We start from the raw sequence: 24,705 nt of genomic DNA, 5'->3' as shown, positions 1-24,705 counted from the left end.
TAAGCAGGGTTTTTTAATTTAAAAATCTAAAAATTATTTAGATTCTTCAGATTTTGGCTTTTCACGTAAGCGGATGCCCAAGTCACGAAGCTGATTTGCTTCAACAGGAGCAGGTGCTTGAGTAAGTGGGCATTCAGCAGTCTTAGTTTTCGGGAATGCAATAACGTCACGAATAGAAGTCGCGCCAGTCATAAGCATCACTAAACGGTCAAGACCAAATGCCAAACCACCGTGTGGAGGAGCACCGTAACGAAGCGCGTTAAGCAAGAAGCTGAATTTCTCTTCTGCTTCTTCATCAGAAATACCAAGTGCTTCAAAAATCGCTTTTTGCATTTCTAATGTGTAAATACGAAGTGAACCACCGCCAACTTCAGTACCGTTCAATACCATGTCGTAAGCAACAGAAAGTGCTTCACCTGGATTGCTCTTCACATCTTCTACGCTAGATTTAGGGAGCGTGAATGGATGATGAACAGAAGTCCATTTGCCATCGTCAGTTTCTTCAAACATTGGGAAGTCAACAACCCAAAGTGGAGCCCATTCGCAAGTTGAAAGGTTCAAGTCATGACCGATCTTGACACGAAGCGCGCCCATTGCATCATTAACAACTTTAGCTTTATCAGCACCGAAGAATACGATATCACCATCTTGTGCGCCAACACGTTCCAACAGTTCAAGTACAATCGGTTCAATGAATTTAACGATTGGAGATTGAAGACCTTCAATTCCTTTAGCGAGTTCATTAACTTTAATGTAAGCTAAACCTTTCGCACCATAGATGCCAACGAATTTGGTGTATTCATCGATTGCACTACGTGGCAATGATGCTGCGCCTGGAACACGTAAAGCAACAATACGACCTTTAGGATCTTTTGCAGGGCCCGCAAATACTTTGAACTCAACTTCTTGCATTAAGTCTGCAACGTCAATGAGTTTCAACGGAATACGCAAATCTGGTTTGTCAGATGCATAGTCACGCATCGCTTCGCTATATGGCATACGGCGGAATTTTTCAAATTTTACGCCAAGCAAGTCGTTAAATAATTTAACAGTCATGCCTTCCATCAAATCCATGATTTCATCGTCGTTTAAGAACGATGTTTCAATGTCGATTTGAGTGAATTCTGGCTGACGGTCAGCACGCAAGTCTTCATCACGGAAACATTTCGCGATTTGGTAGTAACGATCGATACCACCAACCATCAATAATTGTTTAAACAATTGCGGTGATTGTGGAAGTGCGTAGAAGCTACCATTTTGTACACGACTTGGTACTAAATAGTCACGTGCACCTTCAGGAGTTGCACGAGTTAAAATCGGAGTTTCAACATCTAAGAAACCGTGATCGTCTAAATAATTACGGATCAAGTTAGTTACTTTAGAACGGAAACGTAAGCGATCTAACATTTCTGGACGACGGATGTCCAAGAAACGATATTTTAAACGGTGTTCTTCTGACACGTTGATGGTGTCATCATTTAATGGGAATGGCGGAGTTTCAGAAGCAGCAAGAACTTCGATTTCTTTGCCTAACACTTCGATTTGACCACTCACCATATTTTGGTTTTCAGTACCTTCATAACGGCGACGAACACGACCTGTAATTTTTAATACATATTCAGAACGTGCTTTATCTGCAGTTGCAAATGCTTCTGGAGTATCTGGGTCAATAACCACTTGAACGAGACCATCACGGTCACGCATATCAAGGAAAATAACACCGCCATGGTCACGGCGACGATGTACCCAACCGCATAGTGTAACGGTCTGGTCGATTTGGGCTTCAGTTAAAGAGCCACAGTAATGAGTTCGCATCATGATGAAGATTATCCAAACTATATTGGCTGAAAGGACGGATGCGTAAACCGCGCACCGTCAAAAAAGTAAGTTTTCGATTATGCCTTGTTGGATGGTTTGTCACAAGAACTAGATCAAAAAACCGCAGAAATTAACCTGAAAATGAGCAATTTGGCAGCAAGTTTAAGTATTCAGCCCATTCTTTTTTGTCGATCTAAAATCAAGAATAGTAAGCATCCTAAGCTAAAGGTGCTCAACCAGCCTTGCATAAATTCATTAATAGAACGGCCCGTAAAATAATAAGTATCGGCATGCCAAACTTTATGAGGAATGTAGCGGGCATAATCCCAAAAAGAAAATAGGCCTAACACTGTAGATAGAATGAACAGACACCATGCGAAAATTTTAATTTTATAGTTTACTTTCCAGTGTTGTTTATAGCGCTGATAATAGTGAACACACATCCAAACAATAAAAGGTAAAGCAAGAGCAGAGGAGCCTAGCTGCAAAAGACGATGTAAGGGATAAGGATGTCCTAAAAGGTGAATATTTGTTGCTAATACATCTTTAAATGCAAAAGTCCGAAAGTCTGAGTGTGTTAGACCATCCCAAATGAGATGAGTGGCAATACCGATAATGAGCCCAAATATAATTCCAATAAAAAACTGGATAAAACGTTTAAAAGAGTCTAATTTCAAATCATGCTGAATACCAAAAAAACGGTAAACCACAGGCCGGTAAAGTAAATACCAAATTGCACAAAATAATAACCCTAATGCAAGGTTTGGGTAGAAAAGTCCCTTCCATTGATGAGTCAACATACTTGATTGCATTGTAAATAAGCGGTAAAGATCTGGTGTCATACTGCCAATTGCTAAAGCAGCAATTGGCAAAGTGTTTTGGCTAAACTTTGAAAGAGGTGGTGCTATAACAGCATGAGAGATTGTAAAAGGCATTAGAAATCAAAAATTACTCACATCATCCAAGCAAACAGTCTAGCGAATCATCAGATTAAAAATGTTTTTTATTGCAATACAATTGAAATGTTATAATATAACAAAATAAAACATATCGTGATCCAGGACACATCCAATGCAGTTTTATAAAAATATTTTGACCTTATCCATTTTGGCTGCAATATCGGTACCTGTATTTGCAGCAGAAAGTGAAAATGTTGAAAAGTTAGAAACCATTCGAATTAAGGCTCATCCACTTGAGCAAACGTCACAAGATTTTGCTGTTGCAGATACTGTGGTTGATCAAAAGCATTTGACTCAAGGTGCTGCCACTATTGGGGATGCACTGAATAGTGAGGTAGGAATTTACGCAAATCAGTTTGGGGCTGGTTCGAGTCGTCCCGTGATTCGTGGACAAGATGGACCACGCGTTAAAGTCCTTCAAAATTCATCAGAAAATATTGATGTCTCGACATTGTCTCCTGACCATGCTGTAACCGTAGATCCTGTTCTTGCGAAACAAGTCGAAGTGATTCGAGGCCCTTCAACTTTACTGTTTGGTGCGGGGACTGTTGGTGGTTTAGTTAACGTCATTGATAACAAGATCCCTACGCAAATGCCTGAAAACGGTTATGAAGGACAAGTTGGCTTACGTTACAACACTGGAAGTGATGAAAAACTGGCGAGCGCTGGCGTAACTGTTGGCTTGGGTAGCCAAGTTGCTTTACGTGTTGAGGGGTTAACACGTGATGCGAATAATTATATTGCACCAAATTATATTCATGAAGGTGAAAAAGAGCGCCGTGTAGATAATACTTTTGCTCAGGGTGATTCAGTTAACGTTGGTTTGTCTTGGATTTATGACCGTGGCTATACGGGTATTTCTTATAGCAACCGTCGCGATCAATATGGCTTACCGGGGCATAGCCATGAATATGAAAGTTGCCATATTCATGATCTAAGTTTGCATTGTGGAGACCATGAAGAGGGTGAAGAAGGTCACGATCATGAGCATGAAGAACATGAACACGAACATGGCGGCCCATGGATTGATTTAAAATCTGAGCGTTATGATTTTAAAACCGAGTTAAATGATCCATTTGCAGGCTTCCAAAAGTTACGTGCACAAGCGAGCTATACTGACTATCAGCACGACGAAATTGAAGAAGGAACAATTGCGACCCGATTCCAAAACAAAGGCTATGATGGTCGTATTGAGTTAGTACATAACCCAATTGCAAGTTGGGAAGGGGTAATTGGCGCACAGCTAGGTCAACAGAAATTGGATTTAACTGGCGAAGAAGCTTTTATGGCTCCGACCACTACCAAAAAGTGGAGTGTATTTGCTTTAGAACATAAACAATGGAAAGACGTACATTTTGAGCTTTCTGCCCGTGCAGATCAGCAAGAAATTGATGTAGACGATAATTCTAAACAAGATTTTGATGGTTCGGCATTCTCTTACGCAGGTGCTGCGAATTGGGAGTTTGCACCGAACTATAAACTTTCTTTTGTCGCTTCACATCAGGAACGTTTACCTTTAGCTCAAGAGTTATATGCAAATGGTGGACATTTTGCGACGAATACTTATGAGTTAGGCAATGATCAACTCAGTAAGGAAAAATCGAATAATGTTGAGTTAGGTTTGCATTTTGATAATGACAAACTTGATTACCATCTTCATGTTTACCATAACTGGTTTGATGACTACATCTATGCACAAACCCTTGACCGTTATAAAGACTTCCGTTTAGTTCAATATACTCAAGATAAAGCACGTTTTTATGGTGCTGAGGGTGAAATTGGCTATCAAATTACTCCAATGTACAAGATCAGTGCTTTTGGTGACTATGTACGCGGTAAAATCGATGCAGAAGGGAATGCTCCACGTATTCCTGCGGGACGTTTAGGTACTAAAGTTGATGCAGACTTTGGTGATGGCTTTAGCGGTTCTGCCGAGTACTACCATGTCTTTAATCAAGATAAGATCGCAGCTTACGAGACCGAAACTGAAGGCTATAACATGCTTAATCTAGGTGTGGCATATTCTGGACAATATGGTGCAAAAACAGATTACCGTGTTTATATGAAAGCGAATAACCTGTTAGATGACACGGTTTATCAACATGCATCGTTCTTATCAAATATTCCACAAGTTGGACGTAATTTTACAGTAGGTGTTGATTTTAGTTTTTAAGGCTTTAACACGAAACTAAACTTGAAAAATCAATCCAAAAGACCTAATTTGAAACCATCAAGTTAGGTCTTTTTTATGCGTATTTTTCAACGAATTCATCAAAAAATAAATTGGTCAGGGCGTCGTTATATGGCGGTATTACTTTGCGTTGTTGCTATTGCATATCTTGCATCGGCGATTTACCACACAGTAAAACCATTACCACAAGGAATTAACTTTAGTGGCAAGCTTAGACATGCCGATGTCAAATTTTTAGCTGACAAAACCTACCTTGATGCTAAAGGACAGCAACAGGTTGATCAGCACATCTTTGATGAAATCTTGAAAATGATTGATGAGGCAAAAACCACGATTGTGGTGGATATGTTCTTATTTAATTCTGAAGTGGGTGACTCAAAACTCAAACAAAGACCATTAATGCAAGAGTTAACCGATGCATTAGTGAGTAAGAAAAGACAAAACCGCCAAATACAAATTGTTATGATTACCGACCCGATTAATTCGGTCTATGGTGGTTTAAGTCCTGAACATTACCGTCAGTTACGTCAGGCAGGTGTCGATGTGATTGAAACCAATTTAACTCCTTTGCGTGCTTCTAACCCCTTTTGGTCTGGGTTCTGGTACATCTGCTGTCAGAATATTGGCAATAACCCTGAAAAGGGCTGGTTACCAAATCCATTCGGTGATGAAAAAATTACACTACGTAGCTATTTGAACTTATTTAACTTTAAGGCAAATCACCGTAAAACTGTGGTAGTCGATACCGATGCGGGTTGGAAGTCATTGGTGACCTCAGCAAATCCGCACGATGGTAGTTCTCGCCATTCTAATGTCGCGTTGGTTGTAACAGGAGCCACAGCGGCTGATGTTCTTCAAACCGAAGCTGCTGTTGCGCAAATGTCAGGCAGTAGCTCTCCATCGCTCATTTTAGGTGACTTTGAAAAAGACGTAACCAAACCTCAAGTTCAGGTGTTAACTGAAGGGGCGATTTATCAATCTGTATTGAAATTGATTAATTCAGCGAAGCCGAAAGAGCATCTTGATTTAAGTATGTTCTATTTGTCTGAACGTAAAATTATTCAAGCCCTAAAAAATGCTCAAGAAAGAGGTGTTATTGTCCGAGTTTTACTTGACCCAAATAAAGATGCATTTGGTCGACAAAAGAATGGTATTCCTAACCGTCAGGTAGCTTCAGAACTACATGCTGTCGGTATTCCAATACGCTGGTGTGATACCCACGGTGAGCAGAACCATAGCAAAATGATTTTGAAATATAATGCTCATCAAGCCGAGTTGATTGTAGGGTCTGCCAATTTTACAGCCCGTAATTTAAAAAATTACAATCTTGAAACGGATATGTTGGTCATTGGCAAAGTTCAAGATCAAGTCTTTAAAGATGCGCAAGATTACTTCAATACCTCGTGGTCAAACCTAAAAGATAGACAGATGAGCGTGGATTACGCGAAGTATGCAGATGAGTCTAAAGTGAAATATTGGATTTATCGTTTTATGGAATGGTCAGGGTTGTCGACTTTCTAAGCCTAGCTTTATATAAAGCTTGAGGCTCTATCTTCACGACGGAGTCTTAATTAGTTTGATTCTAAACTTGGAGCTTATTCGTTGCCGTGATTTTGTACAAAATTGGCAAGGTGATTGGCGACATGGATGTCGCCGTTTCACTGTGTTGCAGGGAAGCAACATCAGTGAAACAAAGGTTTTTGTCACTTTTGACCTCTCAAAAGTGAGGCATTAGCCTATACACAAGACATTAGAACATTACTGTAAATAAAGGCTGTGCCATAAGTCCAATTTAAGGCGCTGGCGGAATCAATTGATCCAACGCTTTATCATCAAGTTTTTCTATTTCACTCAAATCAGTCTTGATTTTCCACTGCGACTCATCTTCAACAGGATTTGGTAAACGTGCTTCAAGCCAGTCACAGACAACATCTGGAGAAAACTCCGGATGATTACATTGAATAATCCATGATAAAAAATCTTTGGCTTCACCGTTCATATATGGAGGTGGAGAAACAGGAAAGAATAATGTCGGTAGACGTTCGTTTGTTGATAGGTAGTTTAAAACATGGCCTAGTTCTTGAACTGTTTGCCATGCAAGCGCATGCTCTACGTCAATACTGAACTTAAACCACCAAGCATGTTCGCCATCTGCTCCATGAGCCATGATACGGGCTTCTTGTACACTTGGAACTTTACAAAAAAATTGATGAAGACGCTCAAAACTGATTTCAGACACAGCAATTGACCTAGTTTGAAAAATGCTAATGGTAGCACAGATACAGATTCTTCATATTTTCTTTATAGTCATTACAAAGTTTAGCAATCAAAGCTGTTTTATTCATGGTTTCTCCTCGACTGTTTTCTAATCTAGCTTCATATCAAGATTAAAAGGAAATAGGCCATGAAAAAGCCAATCGTTCTTGTACTTTCGACATTAATGTTAGGTATGTCAGCTACCGCGATGGCCGATACAAATCATCGTTGGGATAATAACAATCGTAAACACTATGACCGATATGAACACCGTGATCGTGATGACCGCCGTCATGACTACCGAAATGATCATCGTGCTCCCAATTGGTCAAATGCTGATCGTGGTAAGCACTATGGTCGATATGTAGTATTTAAACGTGGTGAACGCATTCCTACTCAATATCGCCATAGCCGCTATTATGTTTCAGACTGGCGAGCACACCGTTTATATGCGCCACCACGTGGATACCATTGGGTTAAAACCCCTAATCAATACTTATTAGTAGACTCGAGACACAATATTTACCGAGTTCGTTAAATGTAAAATAACAAAGGCCTCTATTTTGAGGCCTTTTTCTATGCTAACTCGTCATCTTGCGGTTGAGGGGGTTTCAAATTATTTGAGGTTTTTGCATGTTTCTCTTTCATCACTGATGGGTAGTGCCATGAAGCAAATCGTACGACTAAAATAGATAAGGCTAAAATCAAAATTGAGCCCGTAATAATGACTTGATCAATATCCGCTTTATGATCATGTTGAATATCTGAAATGAGTAGACGGGTTAAGGCCGTAATTGCGACATAAATAAGAAATCGCACAGGCATATGATTGGTTTTAAAGTAAATTCCAACCATTGCTCCAAGTTCTAAGTAGATAAATAATAATAAAATATCATCAATTGAAGCATACTTTTTGACGGTCAGAATTTCAAAAACTGTATTGGCTGCAGACCATGCCACCATACACCCGATAATAAACAAGGCTGAATAATGAAAAGCTTCAACGGCATAATGACCAAATCGGTCCAGAATGCGCTCATATTTTTTGGGATCAGGCATAGTAAAGTCTTTTATTTACTTAGTAATGTTTAGAAATTAAACAAATTTTATGCCAATTGAAATAGTAAAAACAAAATAAAAAACGCCTGATTTTTCAGGCGTCTTTACTAAGCTTTAATTCAACTCGGGTGTTAAGGTTATTTTCACTATAAAAACGGAAAGCCTATTTCAAATTTGTATATTGTTGAATCACTTCATTAAGTGAAACATGACCTAAAAAATGACCGATACTCTCAGTAGGCTGTTCTTGCTCAATTGCATGTGCAAATTTTACGGCTGGTTCATTTTGTAATTGTTCATAAAGACGTTTACAGTTTGGAAATTGATCAATATCAATAACATCATGATATTTTAACCAGCGTGCGATACCGGCGTAGTAGCCATCCACAAAAGACAATTGATCGCCCATTAGCCAAGTTTGATTTATCAGGCTATTTTCTAAAGCTGTAAATGCTTTTTTAACTTGGGCTGCTCCATATTCACGCAATACTTGTTTACCACCTTCTGATGAAGAATGTTCAAGGCTATACCAGAGTGGGCTAAATGCATTGAATAAAGTCGTATTCAAAAAAGCTAGTTTCTGATTAAACATATTAAATTGTTCTGTTCCTTGTTCATAGTGAAAAGCCGCATTCAAGCTTTTTGCCATGATATGGTTCAAGATCGCCATGCTTTCCGTTAAAACTTTGCCATTGTCGTAGAGCAGAGCAGGCGTTTCACCCATTGGATTAATTCGGCGGTATTCCTCGGTGTTGCATTGAGCTGGCATCTCGATTCTACAAAGTTGATAGGGCAAACCTGACCATTCCAACGCAACAATGGAACCAAATGAACAGCCAGAAGGGACGCCATAAAATAAAGTGAAAGTTGACATGATGATTACTCTTTTGTGATGTGTAAAATCATCTTAAGTCGGCAGAAAAGTTTCTAGTAGTCAGGTATTATGAAACTTATTGTCTACATTTATGGACATTGAAAAATGCGACTTAGACAAAACTTGAATGATGTTTATCTTTTTGTCGTTGCTGTAGAGCATCAAGGATTTTCTGCCGCAGCTAAACAGCTTAATTTACCTAAATCAACGATTAGTAAGCGTGTTGCAATATTAGAAAATAAGCTAGGCTTAACCTTAATTCATCGTAGTTCACGTAGTTTTGTGTTAAGTGAAGCAGGAAAACTGTTTTATCAACATGCCAAAAATGCGGTCGATGAGTTTCGTTACGCAGAAGAAAATTTATTAATACAACAACAAGAGCCAAGTGGTGTAGTCAGGTTGAGTGCTTCTGTACCGATTGCCCAATATCTTTTATCTGAGTGTTTGCCTGAACTCGCAGAACGTTATCCTAAGTTATTATTACAAATAGAAGTAACGGATCGTTATGTTGATGTCATGAGTGAAAACTTTGATATCGTGATCCGTAGCCATTTTCAACCATTGCCAGATTCTGGATTAATTCAACGTGTACTTAAACACGATAAAATCATTGCTGTTGCAGCACCTACCTACTTAATGAAGGTGGTACCTATTCATACACCAAAAGATTTGCTCAAACATGAAGGTTTATGGCCTGAGTTACAAATGAATCCATGGCATTTTCAAAATATACATGGTCAGAAAGAAGTGGTAAGGCCAAACGTTCGCTTTGTGGCGAATGAGTCGGAAATCTTGAAGGGAGCTGCAAAAAGGGGAATCGGTATTACGCTTTTACCTGAAACTTTTTGTATTAATGAATTAGCAAATGGGAGCTTAGTTAATGTTCTGCCAGATTGGTCTGCTGGTAATGTAACGACCAGTTTGCTTATGTTAACAAGGCGAGGGTTATTGCCTAGTGTAAATATTACTGCCGATTTCTTGGTCGAGAAATTAAAAGCTTAAAAGGTATTCTACTTTTTATTATTGGAAACAAAAAACGCCTGATTACTCAGACGTTTTTTATGAAAAGATTAATTAAGCTTGATTGGTAAAGTAATCTTCACTAAAGCCCATAATCAAGTTAGAACCAGCTTTAATTTTTGCAATACGCGCATCAATATCAGGCAAGATACGTTCAACAAAGTATTGAGCTAAAGCAAGTTTGTTTTGGTAGAAATCACCAGACTTATCTTTTGCTGCTGCTGAAATTTTTGCAAACATATACGCGAAGCTGAGTAAACCCACTGCATGTAAATAATCAACCGCAGCAGCATTTGGGAAGTCTACGTTTTCAGCAGCTTGTTCAATAATGAACTGAGTGATTGCTTCGATTTCAGTTGCAGCATCTAGAGTTGCATCTTTAATAAAGTTCAAATCGGTATCTAAGTCATTTGCAAAGTCACGGATTTCTGTAATGTATTCAGCAATGAATGCACCGCCACATTTAATAGTTTTACGACCAATTAAATCTTGAGATTGAACGCCGTTAGTTCCTTCGTAGATTTGAGCAATACGAAGATCACGAATACATTGCTCCATACCCCATTCACGGATATAACCGTGACCACCGAACACCATCTGAGCATCTAAAGTTGCTTGGAATGCTGTATCTGTGAGGTAAGCTTTTGCAATTGGAGTTAAAAGCGCAACGCGGTCATTGGCTTTTTTCACTGCTGCTGCATCAGTCGAGAATTTAGTGATATCGAGTTGTTGGCCTACATAGACTGCAAAGGCACGAGAAGCTTCGTTGTTTGCACGTACGTTTAACAACATACGACGCACATCACCATGAACTAAAATGCTGTCAGCAGGTTTGTTTGGTGATTGAACACCAGCTGCACTACGACCTTGTAAACGATCAGTCGCGTATTGAGCAGCATTTTGATAAGCAAATTCAGAGGCGCCCAAACCTTGAATACCCATTGATAAACGTTCGTAGTTCATCATGACAAACATGGCAGCAAGACCTTCGTTTTCTTTACCAACGAGGTAACCTTTAGCTCCATCAAAGTTCATCACACAAGTTGCAGATGCTTTGATACCCATTTTATGTTCAATAGAACCTGGGCCAACATGGTTACGGTCGCCTAGAGAACTATCTTCATTTACAAGGTATTTTGGTACGATAAATAACGAGATACCACGTGAACCAGCAGGGGCATCAGGAGTTTTAGCAAGTACCAAGTGAATAATGTTTTCTGCTAAATCGTTGTCACCGCCAGTGATGAAGATTTTAGTACCTGTGATGTTATATGTACCGTCTTCATTACGTTCAGCTTTAGTTTTGATAATACCTAAATCAGTACCTGCATGTGGCTCAGTTAAGCACATCGTACCTGACCATTCACCTGAATAAATCTTAGGTAAATAAGTTTCTTTTTGCTCTTGAGATGCGTAGCTGTTTAAAGCCATACCTGCACCCACTGAAAGAAGCGGGTAGAGCATAAATGATGGGTTAGTCGCAAATAACATTTCATCAGAAAGAACGGTGAGCATTTTTGGCATGCCTTGACCGCCCCATTCTTCATCGGCACCTAAGCCAATCCAACCGCCTTCTGCATATTGACGAAATGCATCTTTAAAACCAGCTGGTGTGAATACCTCGCCGTTCTCATAGCGAGCGCCTTCTTCATCACCAGTACGGTTTAATGGATGAGTCACGTTCTGAGCAAATTTAGCCATTTCTTCTAAAATTGCTTCAGCTGTTGCAGCATCTACATGAGCAAGTTTCTCATTAGACTGCCAAAATTGTTCTGCTTTAAATACATCATTTAAGATGAATTTCATATCAGCTAAAGGAGCATTGTAAATTGGCATAATCGTTCACCTTTTTTGTGCACATTGGCCTGTGCTAGATATCCTGTAAAACGAAATGGATATGGAATTTAAAGTGTAAATTTATCATTGATTTTATAAAAAAAGGACCGTCAAAACTGAGCAGTCCTTTTTTGTTTTTTAACATTGCATATCGCAACTAACTATGGTTAGAAAGCGAAATGTTCAGCGTCTAATGACATTAATGGATCTAGACCACCAGCAATAACATCTACATGTGAGCGAACACGTGGCAAGATTTTTTTGAAGTAGAAGCGAGCAGTAGTTACTTTCGCATTGTAGAAGTCAACATCGGTTGTACCGGCTGCTAATTTCTCTTGTGCTACAAGCGCCATACGAGCCCATAGGTAAGCTAAAGTGATATAACCTGAGAAGTACAGGTAATCTACAGCAGCAGCGCCGACTTCATCTGGGTTTTGCATCGCACGCATACCGATTTGCATCGTTAGATCGCCCCATTCTTTGTTAAGAGCCGCAAGCGGTTCAACAAATTCTTTCATAGCAGCATTGTCTTTGTTTGCTTCTACAAATTTATGGATGATCTTAGTGAAGTCACGTAGCATTGCACCTTGAGTTTGCAATACTTTACGACCTAACAAATCAAGTGCTTGAATTTCAGTTGTACCTTCATACAAGCAAGCAATACGCGTATCACGTACAATTTGCTCCATACCATGCTCAGAAATAAAGCCATGACCACCGAAGACTTGTACACCATGCTTAGCAGATTCAGAACCTGTTTCAGTTAAGAATGCTTTTGCAATTGGAGTCAATAAAGACAAGATGTTGTCAGCAAACTTACGCTCTTCTTCAGTTTCGCCTTTTTCAACGACGTCAGCGTATTGAGCAAGTAAGTAAACAAGCGCACGACCGCCTTCAGCAAACGCTTTTTGAGTTAAAAGCATGTTACGAACAGCAGGGTGAACGATAATAGGATCTGCTTCTTTTTCTGGAGCTTTAGGACCAGAAAGTGAACGCATTGCTAAACGTTCTTTCGCGTAAGTCAACGCACCTTGGAAAGATGATTCAGACGCGGCTAAACCTTGAACAGCAGTACCAATACGTGCTGTGTTCATGAAGGTGAACATACAGTTCAAACCACGGTTTTCAGGTCCAATTAAGTAACCTTTCGCTTGGTCAAAGTTAATGACACAAGTTGCGTTACCATGAATACCCATTTTGTGTTCGATAGAACCACAACGTACCGCATTACGTTCGCCAATAGATCCATCTGCATTTACATTGAATTTAGGAACGATGAATAATGAGATACCTTTAGTACCTTTTGGTGCACCAGGTAGGCGAGCAAGAACGATATGGATGATGTTCTCAGCCATGTCATGTTCACCAGCAGAGATAAAGATTTTCTCGCCAGAGATTGCATAGCTACCGTCAGCATTTGGTTCTGCTTTAGTACGGATAATACCTAAGTCAGAACCTGCATGAGACTCAGTTAAGCACATCGTACCTGTCCAAACACCTGAAACAAGGTTTGGTAAATAAGTATTTTTTTGTTCATCAGAACCGTGATGTTCTAATGTACGTACAGCTCCGTGAGACAAGCCAGGGTACATACCCCAAGACCAGTTTGCTGTACCCACCATTTCAGAAATTGCAATACCTAAAGAGTTAGGTAAAGCTTGACCACCGTATTGCTCTTCTGCTGATAAAGACGGAAAGCCAAGTTCAATATATTTTTGATAAGCTTCTTTAAAGCCTGTTGGAGTGGTAACTACGCCATCATTCCAAGTACAACCCTCGCGGTCGCCAACTTGGTTTAAAGGAGAAAGTTCATTTTCACAGAAGTCCGCCGCAGCTTCTAAATATTGATCAACCAATTCACGGCTTACGTTACCTTGGAAATCAGGTAATTTTGCATAGTGTTCTTCAGCATTTAATAATTCATGCAAAACGAATTGCATATCACGTAAGGGCGCTTTGTATTGTGGCATATCGGGTTCCTCAATACTGGTGAAACCAGAGTTATAATCTTAATCTATGATAATGTGCCATGAGGCACCTTGGACTATTACATCGTGCAACAACTTGCATAACTGCACAAGCACCTCAGGACCTTTACTTTGTGACTGCAAAGTCAAGAAAAAAATGCTTAAACTAGCTAAGTGCTTTGAGTGTAAACACTTTTGGTTATGTTTATATGATACAAATAGTCAAAATCGTAAATAGTTATGTATAAACAAAAGGCGCCTATAGGCGCCTTTTGTTTCATGATTTTTAGAATCATTTTGCTTGAACTGATGCAGGAGCAGGGGCGTTAACAGGTGGTTGAGGGCGTTTTGGTTCAAAACGAAGGTTACATGTTCCTTCAAGTGTTTTATCGCCAACTTGAACTTTTACGGTCTGCCCATTGGTCTTTCCATCACATGCTTTTTGGATTTGTTCAAAACGTGCTTTGCGTTCTGCACGATGCTGTTCCCATGCCGCTTTTTGTTCTGGTGTGAATTCACGGTGCTTCATACGGTGGTGGCCTTCACGTGGGCCATCATGCATCATTCCACGCTCTGGCTTAGGTGGTTGAGTCGTCGTTTGACACGCTGCCAAACTTCCCATTGTTACAATTGCCGCACTGAATAATGCAATTTTTGCCGTCATTTTCATATCTAAAGCCCTTTAATGTTGTGTTTTAAGATGGCTTAAAGATTAGATAATAAAGATGTAGAAACAATGGAGAGTTTTTCTTTTCGTTGTTGGTTACAATGCCAAATATAGGGTAAAAATGAGAGAGTGCTTTTGAACGTTCTACGTGTTCCCATTGCATTACGGTTATTTTTGACAGTCTTGCTCACCACATTACTTATTGCGACTGCAAGCTTAAGCGTTTTGCATTGGACAATGCAAAAGAACTTTGCCAAATATGTGGCTGACGTTGAAATGCAGAAGCTCGACCGTCTCATTACCAATCTGGGCGATGTTTATACAGTGTACCATGATTGGGGGAATGCGATTCAGGCACAGATTTTACAAATCGAAGGTACTGCGGCGCCCGATGACTACGATCGTCTCTCACAGTGGTGGCTTCGTCGTCAATATGACATTGCTATACAGCAGCATTCTTTTGATGAACATACGCTTATTAATATTTCACCGCAAGTTACACCGACAAATAAAAATACTATTTTTAGTGATGAAGAGTTAAGAACACTTGAGCAAAATTTACCTTCTCAATATCAACCCTTTGAAGGATTAAGATTCCCCTTAAGCGCAAACCAATTTCGCCCAAGTGATGATAAAAATAAATCAAAGAAAGGAAGCTTAAAAGATATTGAAACGCAAAATGGTAAGAAGCGTTTTATCGCTTTGCCAGACCGCTTAGGATTGAGTTCGCGTTTATCTCTATATGACGCTCGGCACCAGTTTGTAGTGGGTGAACCACCTTCTTCAGATCAGATGTCATTTCGCCCGATTATCTTAAACAATCAAGTTGTGGGATATTTGGGTTTAAAACCTGTTTTGGATAAAGAAGATGCTTTGAGTATTAATTTCTTTAGTAATCAAAAGCGCTATTTGCTCTTAATTTATGCCTTGACCTTGCTATCAAGTTTAGTTGCAGCGCTATTAATGGCGACTTATTTTAAAAAACCGATTCAACGTTTATTAAATGCAACGAATGAATTAACCAAAGGAAATTATCAGCATCAAGTTGTGATTAAGCGAAATGATGAGTTAGGTGATTTATCAACCCAGTTGAACCATTTGGCAGAGATTTTACATCAGCATGAAGAGTCGCGACGTCAATGGGTGGCAGATACTTCTCATGAATTAAAAACGCCTTTGGCTGTATTACAAGCACAAATTGAAGCGATGCAGGACGGGATTCGAAAAGCAACGCCTGAACATCTAGATGCAATGATGCGTCAGGTTTCAAGCCTGAAAAAATTGACCCAAGACCTTGCAGATCTGGCGCAGGCAGATGCTCAGCAGCTTAAGTGTTATTTGAGTTCTGTAAATCCGTGGGAAGTGGTGTTACAAGAAGTTGAAAACTTTAAACCTAAACTTGAGCAGGCTGGTCTTGAAATTCAGGTTGAAGGGACAAGTTCTCCGCTATTATTAGACCGTGATCGATTTAAACAGATTGTTGTTAATTTAATTAGTAATAGTATTCGTTACACAGAAACAGGTGGCAAAATTCATATTCATACAAGCCAGACTCCTCAAGAGTGGACTTTGTATGTCGATGACAGTCCTTATGGTTTAAGTGATGAGCAGTTATCCCGTTTAGGTGAACGTTTCTATCGCGTAGATGATTCGCGTACGCGTAGTACAGGTGGAACAGGGCTTGGCTTGGCTTTGTCTTGTAAAATTGCGCAAGCGCTTGGTGGTACACTCAGTTTTGCACACTCACCATTAGGTGGTTTACGTTGTGTACTTACTTTTAAAAAGCAGAGTTAAATATAAAAGGAAAAATATCTCATGAAACATGTGATGTTGGTTGAAGATGAAGTGGAATTAGCACATTTAGTGCGTGATTATCTTGAAGCTGCCGGTTTTGAAGTAAGTATGTTTCATGATGGTCAAGATGCTTATGCAAGTTTCCAGCAACGTAAACCGAATTTGATGATTTTGGACTTAATGGTTCCACGAATGGATGGTTTGACTATTTGCCGTAAAGTTCGTGAACAATCAGATTTACCGATTATTATGGTCACTGCCCGTACCGAAGAAATTGACCGTGTATTAGGTCTCAACATGGGTGCTGATGATTATGTATGTAAACCATTTAGTCCAAAAGAATTAGTTGCTCGTGTACAAGCTGTGCTACGCCGTTTAGAGCGTAAGGCAGAGCCTGAGCAAAATGATTCTTTCCGCATCGATAAAGCACAACAAAGAATTTGGTATCAGCAAAAATCGTTGAGCTTAACGCCGACCGAATTTCGTTTACTTGAGCTATTTTTAGAGCATGTGGGACAAGTTTATTCACGTGCACAATTATTGGATCACATTAATCCGGACAGCTTTGATGTTGCCGATCGTGTAATTGACAGCCATATCAAAAACTTGCGTCGAAAAATTAGTGAAGCAGCTGAAACTGGTAACCGTCATGAATGGATTCAAGCTGTTTACGGTGTAGGTTACCGCTTCGAATATCCAGAAGAATAAGCACTCACAAAAGTTATTCTGTGGATAACCACAATGTTATCCACAGAAAATGTGGATAATTTTAAAGATTTTATGGATAAATTATAATCTTTGTATGATTTGGCACGAATTGCCAAATCTCGTCTATATCTGCATTTCTAACTGCGATACATCCTAAAGTCCAATCCTTATGTGGCATATAAGTCGAGCTAAAAGGCATCGAGAGTAAAGATTTTGGGACTGATCCATGAATCATGATATCTCCACCCGTTGGTTGATTATGTTGATTGGCATAAGCAATATCTTTCGCATCGGGATAGGAAATATGCAAAGATTTATAGTAGGCACTTTGTGAGTTGCGCCAATCTATAGAATAAACCCCTTCAGGTGTTTTTCCATCATTTTCAAAGTGTTTATGCCCTTCAGGGTTAAAGCCTAGACGAATAGGATAACGACGAATCACCTCATTATTATTTTTGAGGAGGAGTACGCGTTGACTTTTAAACACTTCAATTGAGGTGACAGGCTTTGTCTTGATTATTTCTAAGATCTCTTCGGTTGAAAGAGCTTTATGGGATGATGTAAAAGTCGGTAAATATTTTTCGTAATTATAAAAAGCGATTCCTAATGGAATCATAAGAAGTGTACAAATAATGATAGGTCTAATTTTCATATATTATTCTTTAATGTTTAAGAAACTCTCTTAAGCTACCACTAAAGCGGCTTAAGAGAGTTTTTGTCTTTTAAAATATTAAGAAGAACAGCTTACCGCTACATCTGGTACGTCACTTGGTAAAGGACCTAAATCTTGTGGCTGTTCAAGTTCTGGTTGTCTTGTATATGGCTGATCAAGCAGCTTAAACAAACGATCTACTTCGCTAAAATCATCTCGTTCAGCTGCTTCAATAGCATGTTGAGCCATGTGATTCCGTAATATATAAACTGGATTAGCTTTTTGCATATTCGCATCAAGCTCATCTGTATCTTGATGTTCACGAATGCTTTGATATTGGCTAAGAAACTCATCAAACTGTCGAATATCAAGGCAATCATCTCGTAGAGTTTTATATTCTTTATTTTGAAGTAGGATAAAGCTCTGAGTGTAGTCGAGTTGTTCAGTTTGTAAGATTTTTAGAAAAACAAAACTACAATCAAGACTGTCTTTATGAAAATGAGGTAATCCCATTTTTTTACATAAGCCAGTTGTGTAATGTTCAATAAAGGTCGGTTCAAATTGTTCTAAGCAACGCGCTAACTCTTCTTTGAACTGATCTTTTTGTTCGGATTCAGCGAGAGGAATTAAGTTGTTTAACCACGTCCATAAGTTCCAATGGCCTATACTCGGTTGATTTTGGTAAGTATAGCGACCTTGATAATCGGAATGGTTGTTGATCCAGTTCGGACGGAAACGCTCCATAAAGCCATATGGACCAAAATCGAGTGTAGAGCCTGTAATATTTAAGTTATCGGTATTCATGACGCCGTGAGCAAACCCAACCAATTGCCATTTCGCAATCATAATTGCAGTACGCTCAACTACCTTTTGGGCAAAGGATAAAATTGGGTTTTCGGTTTCTAGGCATTCTGGATAATGCCATTCAATACATTTTTGAGTGAATTCTGAAAGCAACTCAGGAGCGTATTGATTGATCCATTCAAAGTGCCCTAAACGGATATGGCATTCAGATGTTCTGAGTAGCATTGCACCTAACTCTAATTTTTCACGCTGTACGCCTTGAGTAGAGGTTGTAAAACCGACTGCGTGACTAGAAGCGACGCCTAAGGCATTTAAAGCATGCCCAGCTAAATATTCACGAACCACTGAGCGTAATACTGCTCGCCCATCTCCCATTCTTGAATAGGGGGTAGGGCCTGCGCCTTTGAGATGGAGGTCGATGGTTTGACCCTTTGTATTAAGTATTTGCGCAATCAGTAAGCCACGCCCATCGCCGAGTTGTCCTGCCCATTGTCCGAACTGGTGACCAGCATAGACCATAGCTAGAGGAGGAAATTCAGTGAATGTACGCTGTCCGCTACAGATCTCAACCCATGCATTTTTATCGTCTTCTGACCATTGCAGTTCATCAGCCAAAGCACTGTTAAAATGTCCTGCTTTTGCACCACGTAAAGGCGATGGTTGTTGAACATGAAATAATTTAGATGGAAGCGAAGGGTAGAGCGGATTAAATTGCATAGGTTTAGCAAAATAGAGAGAGCGGATTTCACTATACCATAGTTAAAAAGCAGGCATAAAAATAGCTCCCGAAAGAGCTATTTTAGATCAAAATTTATTTTAGTCTGATACTACATTGGTGTTCTTTTTAATGTTGCGCATTAAAGTTTCTAAACACTCACGATGATGACTTAGACGATGCTCAAGCAATTGGAAATCAACTTTAAGCTTATGATCCATTTTATGGATTTTTTCAGCCATCGCTGCTTTTTTCGCTTGAAGCTCTTGCTCTTTAAGCTTTGCCCAGTCATTTAATGTATGGGTAAAAGCTTCGTATTCCTGAGCAATACGTTGTTTCATCTGGGTCATATCAGCATTTACATCGTGACCATAAATAGCAAGGTCTTGTTCAGCATATTTAAACTTCATCGCTAATTCAGCTTTCTTAATATTAAAGCTTGGAATACGACGTAAATTTTTAGCTAAGCCGAGTTTAGAACATGACCAAATTAACCATTTTGTTGGGTCATATTGCCACCATTTCACACCATTACGATAGTCGTATTGGAAGATGTGGTGATAGTTATGGTAACCCTCACCCCAAGTAGCAATAGCCAACCAGAAATTATCACGTGCAGTGTTTTCGTCTGTATACGGACGTTTACCCCACATGTGGCAAAGCGAGTTGATAAAGAATGTAACTTGATGGCTAATGATTAAACGCAATAGACCACCTAAAAGGACTACACCCCATAAATCGCCAGTTGCCCAACCAATTAAACCTAAAATACCAACATGAACTGCAACTACAAGTAAGCCATAGTATTTATGTTGGAACATGACCAATTTATCATTGAGAAGGTCTGGTGCATTTTTAAAGTCTGGTTTAGATGGTGAATGATCGCGGATCATCCAACCCATATGGGCATACCAAAAACCACGTTCAATTGAATACGGATCTTCATCAACATCATCAACATGTCGATGGTGAGTACGGTGACCAGATGCCCAGAACAAAATACTATTTTGTACGGCAAATGTTCCACCGATCATTAAAAGAATTTTAAGCGGTAACGACGCTTCATAAGCTCTGTGAGCCCAAAGGCGATGGTAACCAGCAGTAATCCCCATACTACTTAGAGCTAAAAGAAAAAATAAGCTTACCCATGCGCTTACACTAAAATCATAATAATACGCGTAAATCGGGATTATGATTGCGGCAAGAATTGGTAAACCAATTAAGGTAATGCTAGCGGTCCAGTTAATTGGGGCTTTGAGTGGGGCGGAATTCATATCCGGCAGCGCTCCTAGAAACCTTGTCAGACAAGGTACAAAGACAAAACGACATAGCAAAACCAATCATCAAGATATATTGCTATTCTATCCTTCATATTAGCACGTGCTTAGTGAGAATCACTAGCATTATTGTACAGATGTATTGAAAGAACGGTAACAGAATTAAACTATATCAAAGAGTTTTTCAAGCAGGAGAAATTGTTTAATGAACATACAACGATTGAGAAAAAAGAACAGCCTTGATATTGCAAAGAAATTATCATTGCAGTCTATCTTGATCACAATCAGTCTTGTATTAGCCGCATGTCAAAGTGCACCTGAACAAAATACAAAAAAAGTTCAAACAAAAAGAACAGTTCATCAGACTCAAGCCCCTGTTGTAAAAAAGAGAGTGAGTCCAGATGGCATTCAAGATATTGATTGGCAGATCACCCAGATCAGCGGTCATAAGGCAAAATTCTTTACACAGTGGCCGACACTTTCTTTAAATTCTGCTGTCAAAACAGTATCGGGCCATACTGGCTGTAATGGAATTTTTGGTCGGTATACATTTAATTTCAGCCAGCAAAAACTTGATATGCAAGTAAACGCTGGTCACTCAAGCTGTGATGGTGCTTTGGCTCAAGAGGCGGAGCTGGTAGATGCTTTGCAACGTATTCAACGCTTTCAAATCGTAGGTAATACGCTATATTTACTTGATCAGAGTGGTCAGCGCCTCATTCAGGCACAAAAGAAATAAAAGGTGGTTTTTACCACCTTTTTTATATATTCATAGGGCTTGTAACATCGTGGTTGGAATATCTGTAATTAAGCCCTGAATTTCTAAATCACGTAGCCTTTTTGCTCTTTCTACATCATTGACTGTCCACACACTAATGTTCAAACCAGCTTGATGAGACAATTGAATCATTTCATCTGTGGCAAGTTGATCGTGCCAGCCAATATGACAGCACCCATATTGATGAGCAAGTTCAATCGCCGTTGCTCCAACAGGAAGCTCAACTAACAATCCGCGCTTAAATTGAGAGTTGATATCGCGTAAGGCCGTTAGAATTTGAAGATCAAAACTTGTGATAGTTACAACCTTCTCAAAACCTTGTAACTCAGTCTCAAGCTTTTGAACAAGTTTTTCGGCTAATGCCATATCTCTTACAGCTTTAACTTCAACTTCAATATGATCGAAATTATTAAGCAAGTTTAAAACGCCTGTAAGAGTAGGCGTTGGTTCAGAAGTTGGCCAATTGGGCCAATTTTGACGATGGTCAAATGAGAGTGCTTGAGCCAAAGTCGACTGCTCTACAACTTGATCGACTCCAGCGGTACGCAAAAAATTGTCATCATGAATAACAACTAACTCTTCGTCTTGAAGCTGACGAATATCAAATTCGACACCACGAATACCTAAATTTTTTATGTGCTGAAACCCACCAAGTGTATTTTCAGGAGCTTCTCGGCGTGCACCACGATGACCAATAATGCGCATAATTTTCTTCTATGAAATCTTTTGATTATGGCCTCTTTTAAAAGAGCAGAGACCATGTTTAATCTAATCTATTTTTAAATAATCTCATTAATATTTTTTTGCCAAAGTACTTCTTGTCCACCTTCGGCACGCTGTAAAGCACGCGATGCGACAAATAGCCAATCAGATAGACGGTTTAAAAGTTGAAGTGCTGTAGCTTGAATATTTTGATCACGAGTTTGTACCGACATGAGTGATCGCTCTGCACGTCGACAAACAGCACGTGCTTGATGAGCATAACTACACGATAAAGAGCCAGACGGCAGAATAAACTCTTTAAGCATTGGTAAATCTTCATTCATACGGTCAATTTCTTTTTCAAGAAACTCAATACAAACGGGTTGAAGCAAATTGTAGTTTGGAATACAAACCTCTCCACCTAAATCAAAAAGCCAATGTTGAATCAAACTTAAGCTTTTATCCCAATCAACCTTATCAGTTACTTGGCTATTGGTGATTTGAGCACGAAGTACCCCAATTATGGCGTTAAGTTCATCGACATCACCAAGTGCTGCAATTCGTAAATCGTCCTTGGCAACACGAGAACCATCGCCTAAACCTGTGGTACCTGAGTCGCCTGTGCGTGTATAGATTTTGCTTAAACGGTGTCCCATGATGGATATCCTGAACATAAAAAAGGGATAATGTCGGTCAGAACATTACCCCGAAACTGGAGTTAAGAAAATATTTTTATAATAAAGTTTTGCTTAGTAGCTCAAGGTCACACCAGCTGATGCAAGGCGGCCGCCGTTGACATAATAGATACCTTTATCATAGGAAGCAGTTTTATATTTCACATCCCCCATATTTTGGATATTAGTGAAGAGTTTAATGTTTGGCGTAGCATTCCAGTAACCATTAAAGTCAACAGTTGTATAGCCAGGAGTATCTTGGTTGTAGTCCTTCGCTTTAGATTTTGCAGAAAGTGAGACACTTAAGCCATAAAGTTCATTTTGTAAACCAGTGCTTAGTGTAAAGCTTTGACGAGGACGTCTTGATAACTCTTGATCTGTTTCATCATTGATAGCTTTAACATAGTTATAAGATGATTTAATAAATAGATCACCCTTCATCCAATTTGCATAAACTTCGCCGCCACGCATAGATGCTTTATCGATGTTGATGTTTTGATAAATAGGGAATGTATTTATCCAATCGCCATTACATACGGCTATACAGCGTGATTCAATTAAGTTGTCGATTTTAGTGTAATACGCTGAAAGTCCAGTTGAAATGTTGTAGTTTAGCTTCTGATCTATACCGACCTCATAAGAAATACTTTCCTCTGGTTTTAGGTTTGGATTCCCCCCAGAACCATACATGTCATTAAGGGTAGGTGCTTTGAAAGCTGAACCAATGTTGGCATATATACTTGTCAGTGGTAAAAGTTGATAACGGATAGCTCCTTGTGCAACTGTATGTGTACCATATTTTTGATTATCTTCTACACGAACACCGACTTGAGTGTTTAAACCATTATTTTGATATTGGTGCTGTACAAAATAGCCTGTGCTATTAACGTCTTCATCGTAAGGTGAGCCATAAGAGAGTACGTCTCCATCAATATTTTGATGAGTTACGCCTGCTAATACATTTTGAGATGAGGTGAATTGCCATTTGCCATAAAGCTCAGCCTCTTTTGTTGTACTATGTACAAAATCACTTGAACCATTTTGATCAAGTTCATCTTTAAATTGAGATAATCTTGCATTTAGAGAAATATCAGAATTGAGATTTACACGACCACGAATATTAAGTAATTCATTTTTGAAATCTTGAGAAGTTAATGAACCATCATAACGAAAAGTATCGTATTGGCTTGTTCCTTCATTTTGTGTGTAATCAACAGATGCACCGAAATCTTCTTTTTCTATCCCAACTTTAGTACTAAAGCCTTTTTGATCATAAGAGGCTTTTTTAATGTCATTACCTTTTAGATCAGTGATGCGTGAACCGTCAGACTCTAAACGTTGACCGCGAACTTGCGCATAAAAACCATTTTCAGCAAGGTCGGCACCTACAATGGATTTGTACGTTTTATTTTCGCCAATTTCTCCAGTTACAAATGCAGAAGTTTTTTCTGGAGTCTTTGAAATAATTTGTACAACACCGCCAATGGCATCAGTACCATAAAGAACAGATGCTGGTCCCTTCAATACTTCAATTTGTTTAATATCAGTGGTATCAATAAATGCAAGATTTGCTGCACCAGTTGAGGCAGTGTTCAGACGAGCGCCATCACGTAAAATCAAAGCATGTTCAGAATTAGTACCACGAATAAAAATTGCAGATGTTTGACCTAAGCCACCACTTTGAACCATATTAATAGCTGCATCACTCATTAATAAATGCGGTAATTCAGCAATAGGTGACTGTTCCACAACTTTTGGTTCAATAATAGAAATCCGCGCCGGAACTTCACTTGCTTTTTCAGCACTTTTTGAAGCAGTCACTACAATTGGATCAAGCTGAGTTGCGTTGGTTGTATCTTCAGCAAAAATAACAGGTGAAAACCCCATCGCAATAGCGATAGCCCCTACCAGACGAGTAGGTTGAAAAGACTTAGACATAACATGCTCCATACAT

Annotated in this window: 21 protein-coding genes; 7 read left to right on the top strand and 14 right to left on the bottom strand. The window is 39.3% G+C overall.

Annotated elements, in window-relative coordinates:
* Window positions 1-33: 33 nt before the first annotated feature.
* On the bottom strand, window positions 34-1,818 hold the full coding sequence (aspS, locus tag HUN22_RS02330) for an aspartate--tRNA ligase (protein ID WP_174726353.1): 1,785 nt from the start codon (window positions 1,816-1,818) through the stop codon (window positions 34-36).
* 170 nt (window positions 1,819-1,988) lie between these two features.
* Window positions 1,989-2,753: a DUF4184 family protein gene (locus tag HUN22_RS02325; RefSeq protein WP_174726352.1), complete on the bottom strand. Its 765-nt coding sequence runs from the start codon at window positions 2,751-2,753 to the stop codon at window positions 1,989-1,991.
* A 136-nt stretch (window positions 2,754-2,889) separates the two neighbouring features.
* Here HUN22_RS02325 and znuD point away from each other — a divergent pair, with 136 nt between their 5' ends.
* Together znuD and HUN22_RS02315 are read left to right on the top strand one after the other, a co-directional pair.
* A complete protein-coding gene (gene znuD, locus HUN22_RS02320) occupies window positions 2,890-4,950 on the top strand; it encodes a zinc piracy TonB-dependent receptor ZnuD (RefSeq protein ID WP_174726351.1) in 2,061 nt (686 codons plus the stop codon).
* A 75-nt stretch (window positions 4,951-5,025) separates the two neighbouring features.
* Complete coding sequence (locus HUN22_RS02315) at window positions 5,026-6,489, top strand: phospholipase D family protein (RefSeq protein ID WP_174726350.1); 1,464 nt, start codon at window positions 5,026-5,028, stop codon at window positions 6,487-6,489.
* 271 nt (window positions 6,490-6,760) lie between these two features.
* On the opposite strand, the gene HUN22_RS02310 is transcribed toward HUN22_RS02315, so the two are convergent.
* Entirely contained in the window at window positions 6,761-7,207 is a 447-nt protein-coding gene (locus HUN22_RS02310) for a hypothetical protein (protein ID WP_171429292.1), read from the bottom strand.
* A 165-nt stretch (window positions 7,208-7,372) separates the two neighbouring features.
* Here HUN22_RS02310 and HUN22_RS02305 point away from each other — a divergent pair, with 165 nt between their 5' ends.
* The gene (locus tag HUN22_RS02305; RefSeq protein WP_174726349.1) at window positions 7,373-7,762 is read left to right on the top strand and encodes an RcnB family protein; all 390 of its coding nucleotides are present in this window, start codon (window positions 7,373-7,375) and stop codon (window positions 7,760-7,762) included.
* A 38-nt stretch (window positions 7,763-7,800) separates the two neighbouring features.
* On the opposite strand, the gene HUN22_RS02300 is transcribed toward HUN22_RS02305, so the two are convergent.
* Both HUN22_RS02300 and HUN22_RS02295 read right to left on the bottom strand, forming a co-directional pair.
* Window positions 7,801-8,283 (bottom strand): phosphate-starvation-inducible protein PsiE, encoded by a 483-nt coding sequence (locus tag HUN22_RS02300; RefSeq protein ID WP_174726348.1) that lies wholly within the window; start codon window positions 8,281-8,283, stop codon window positions 7,801-7,803.
* Window positions 8,284-8,446: 163 nt separating this feature from the next.
* The gene (locus tag HUN22_RS02295; RefSeq protein ID WP_174726347.1) at window positions 8,447-9,157 is read right to left on the bottom strand and encodes a glutathione S-transferase family protein; all 711 of its coding nucleotides are present in this window, start codon (window positions 9,155-9,157) and stop codon (window positions 8,447-8,449) included.
* 123 nt (window positions 9,158-9,280) lie between these two features.
* Here HUN22_RS02295 and HUN22_RS02290 point away from each other — a divergent pair, with 123 nt between their 5' ends.
* Window positions 9,281-10,159, top strand: coding sequence for a LysR substrate-binding domain-containing protein (locus HUN22_RS02290; protein ID WP_174726356.1), 879 nt, complete (start codon window positions 9,281-9,283; stop codon window positions 10,157-10,159).
* Window positions 10,160-10,231: 72 nt separating this feature from the next.
* Here HUN22_RS02290 and HUN22_RS02285 read toward each other — a convergent pair whose 3' ends face one another.
* The 3 genes from HUN22_RS02285 to HUN22_RS02275 form a co-directional block, all read right to left on the bottom strand.
* Window positions 10,232-12,013, bottom strand: coding sequence for an acyl-CoA dehydrogenase C-terminal domain-containing protein (locus tag HUN22_RS02285; RefSeq protein ID WP_174726346.1), 1,782 nt, complete (start codon window positions 12,011-12,013; stop codon window positions 10,232-10,234).
* Between the two features lie 167 nt (window positions 12,014-12,180).
* The gene (locus HUN22_RS02280) at window positions 12,181-13,983 is read right to left on the bottom strand and encodes an acyl-CoA dehydrogenase C-terminal domain-containing protein (RefSeq protein WP_016143466.1); all 1,803 of its coding nucleotides are present in this window, start codon (window positions 13,981-13,983) and stop codon (window positions 12,181-12,183) included.
* A gap of 289 nt (window positions 13,984-14,272) precedes the next feature.
* Window positions 14,273-14,650, bottom strand: coding sequence for a hypothetical protein (locus HUN22_RS02275; RefSeq protein ID WP_174726345.1), 378 nt, complete (start codon window positions 14,648-14,650; stop codon window positions 14,273-14,275).
* Between the two features lie 132 nt (window positions 14,651-14,782).
* On the opposite strand from HUN22_RS02275, the gene baeS reads away from it, so the two are divergent.
* Window positions 14,783-16,441, top strand: a complete 1,659-nt coding sequence (baeS, locus tag HUN22_RS02270; protein WP_174726344.1) for a sensor histidine kinase efflux regulator BaeS — start codon at window positions 14,783-14,785, stop codon at window positions 16,439-16,441.
* A gap of 21 nt (window positions 16,442-16,462) precedes the next feature.
* Window positions 16,463-17,149 carry a response regulator gene (locus tag HUN22_RS02265; RefSeq protein ID WP_002116101.1) on the top strand — a complete coding sequence of 229 codons (687 nt, stop codon included), beginning with the start codon at window positions 16,463-16,465 and terminating at the stop codon, window positions 17,147-17,149.
* Between the two features lie 70 nt (window positions 17,150-17,219).
* Here HUN22_RS02265 and HUN22_RS02260 read toward each other — a convergent pair whose 3' ends face one another.
* From HUN22_RS02260 to HUN22_RS02250, 3 genes are all read right to left on the bottom strand, one after another.
* The gene (locus HUN22_RS02260) at window positions 17,220-17,801 is read right to left on the bottom strand and encodes a L,D-transpeptidase family protein (protein ID WP_174726343.1); all 582 of its coding nucleotides are present in this window, start codon (window positions 17,799-17,801) and stop codon (window positions 17,220-17,222) included.
* A gap of 78 nt (window positions 17,802-17,879) precedes the next feature.
* Window positions 17,880-19,322 (bottom strand): protein adenylyltransferase SelO, encoded by a 1,443-nt coding sequence (locus HUN22_RS02255; protein WP_174726342.1) that lies wholly within the window; start codon window positions 19,320-19,322, stop codon window positions 17,880-17,882.
* Between the two features lie 99 nt (window positions 19,323-19,421).
* A complete protein-coding gene (locus HUN22_RS02250) occupies window positions 19,422-20,594 on the bottom strand; it encodes an acyl-CoA desaturase (protein WP_174726341.1) in 1,173 nt (390 codons plus the stop codon).
* Between the two features lie 208 nt (window positions 20,595-20,802).
* Between HUN22_RS02250 and HUN22_RS02245 the strand changes: the two genes are divergently transcribed.
* Entirely contained in the window at window positions 20,803-21,336 is a 534-nt protein-coding gene (locus HUN22_RS02245) for an META domain-containing protein (protein ID WP_174726340.1), read from the top strand.
* Window positions 21,337-21,366: 30 nt separating this feature from the next.
* Here the strand turns inward: HUN22_RS02245 and HUN22_RS02240 are convergent, their stop codons facing one another.
* The 3 genes from HUN22_RS02240 to HUN22_RS02230 all read right to left on the bottom strand — a co-directional run bounded on the left by HUN22_RS02240 (window position 21,367) and on the right by HUN22_RS02230 (window position 24,689).
* Window positions 21,367-22,080: a glycerophosphodiester phosphodiesterase gene (locus HUN22_RS02240; protein WP_174726339.1), complete on the bottom strand. Its 714-nt coding sequence runs from the start codon at window positions 22,078-22,080 to the stop codon at window positions 21,367-21,369.
* 74 nt (window positions 22,081-22,154) lie between these two features.
* Complete coding sequence (locus tag HUN22_RS02235; protein ID WP_081172775.1) at window positions 22,155-22,733, bottom strand: cob(I)yrinic acid a,c-diamide adenosyltransferase; 579 nt, start codon at window positions 22,731-22,733, stop codon at window positions 22,155-22,157.
* A 93-nt stretch (window positions 22,734-22,826) separates the two neighbouring features.
* A complete protein-coding gene (locus HUN22_RS02230) occupies window positions 22,827-24,689 on the bottom strand; it encodes a TonB-dependent receptor plug domain-containing protein (RefSeq protein WP_174726338.1) in 1,863 nt (620 codons plus the stop codon).
* Window positions 24,690-24,705: the final 16 nt, after the last annotated feature.

The organism is Acinetobacter lactucae (genome assembly GCF_013344765.1).
Lineage (GTDB): Bacteria > Pseudomonadota > Gammaproteobacteria > Pseudomonadales > Moraxellaceae > Acinetobacter > Acinetobacter lactucae_A.
This window is presented reverse-complemented; position numbering and strand designations above follow the sequence as displayed.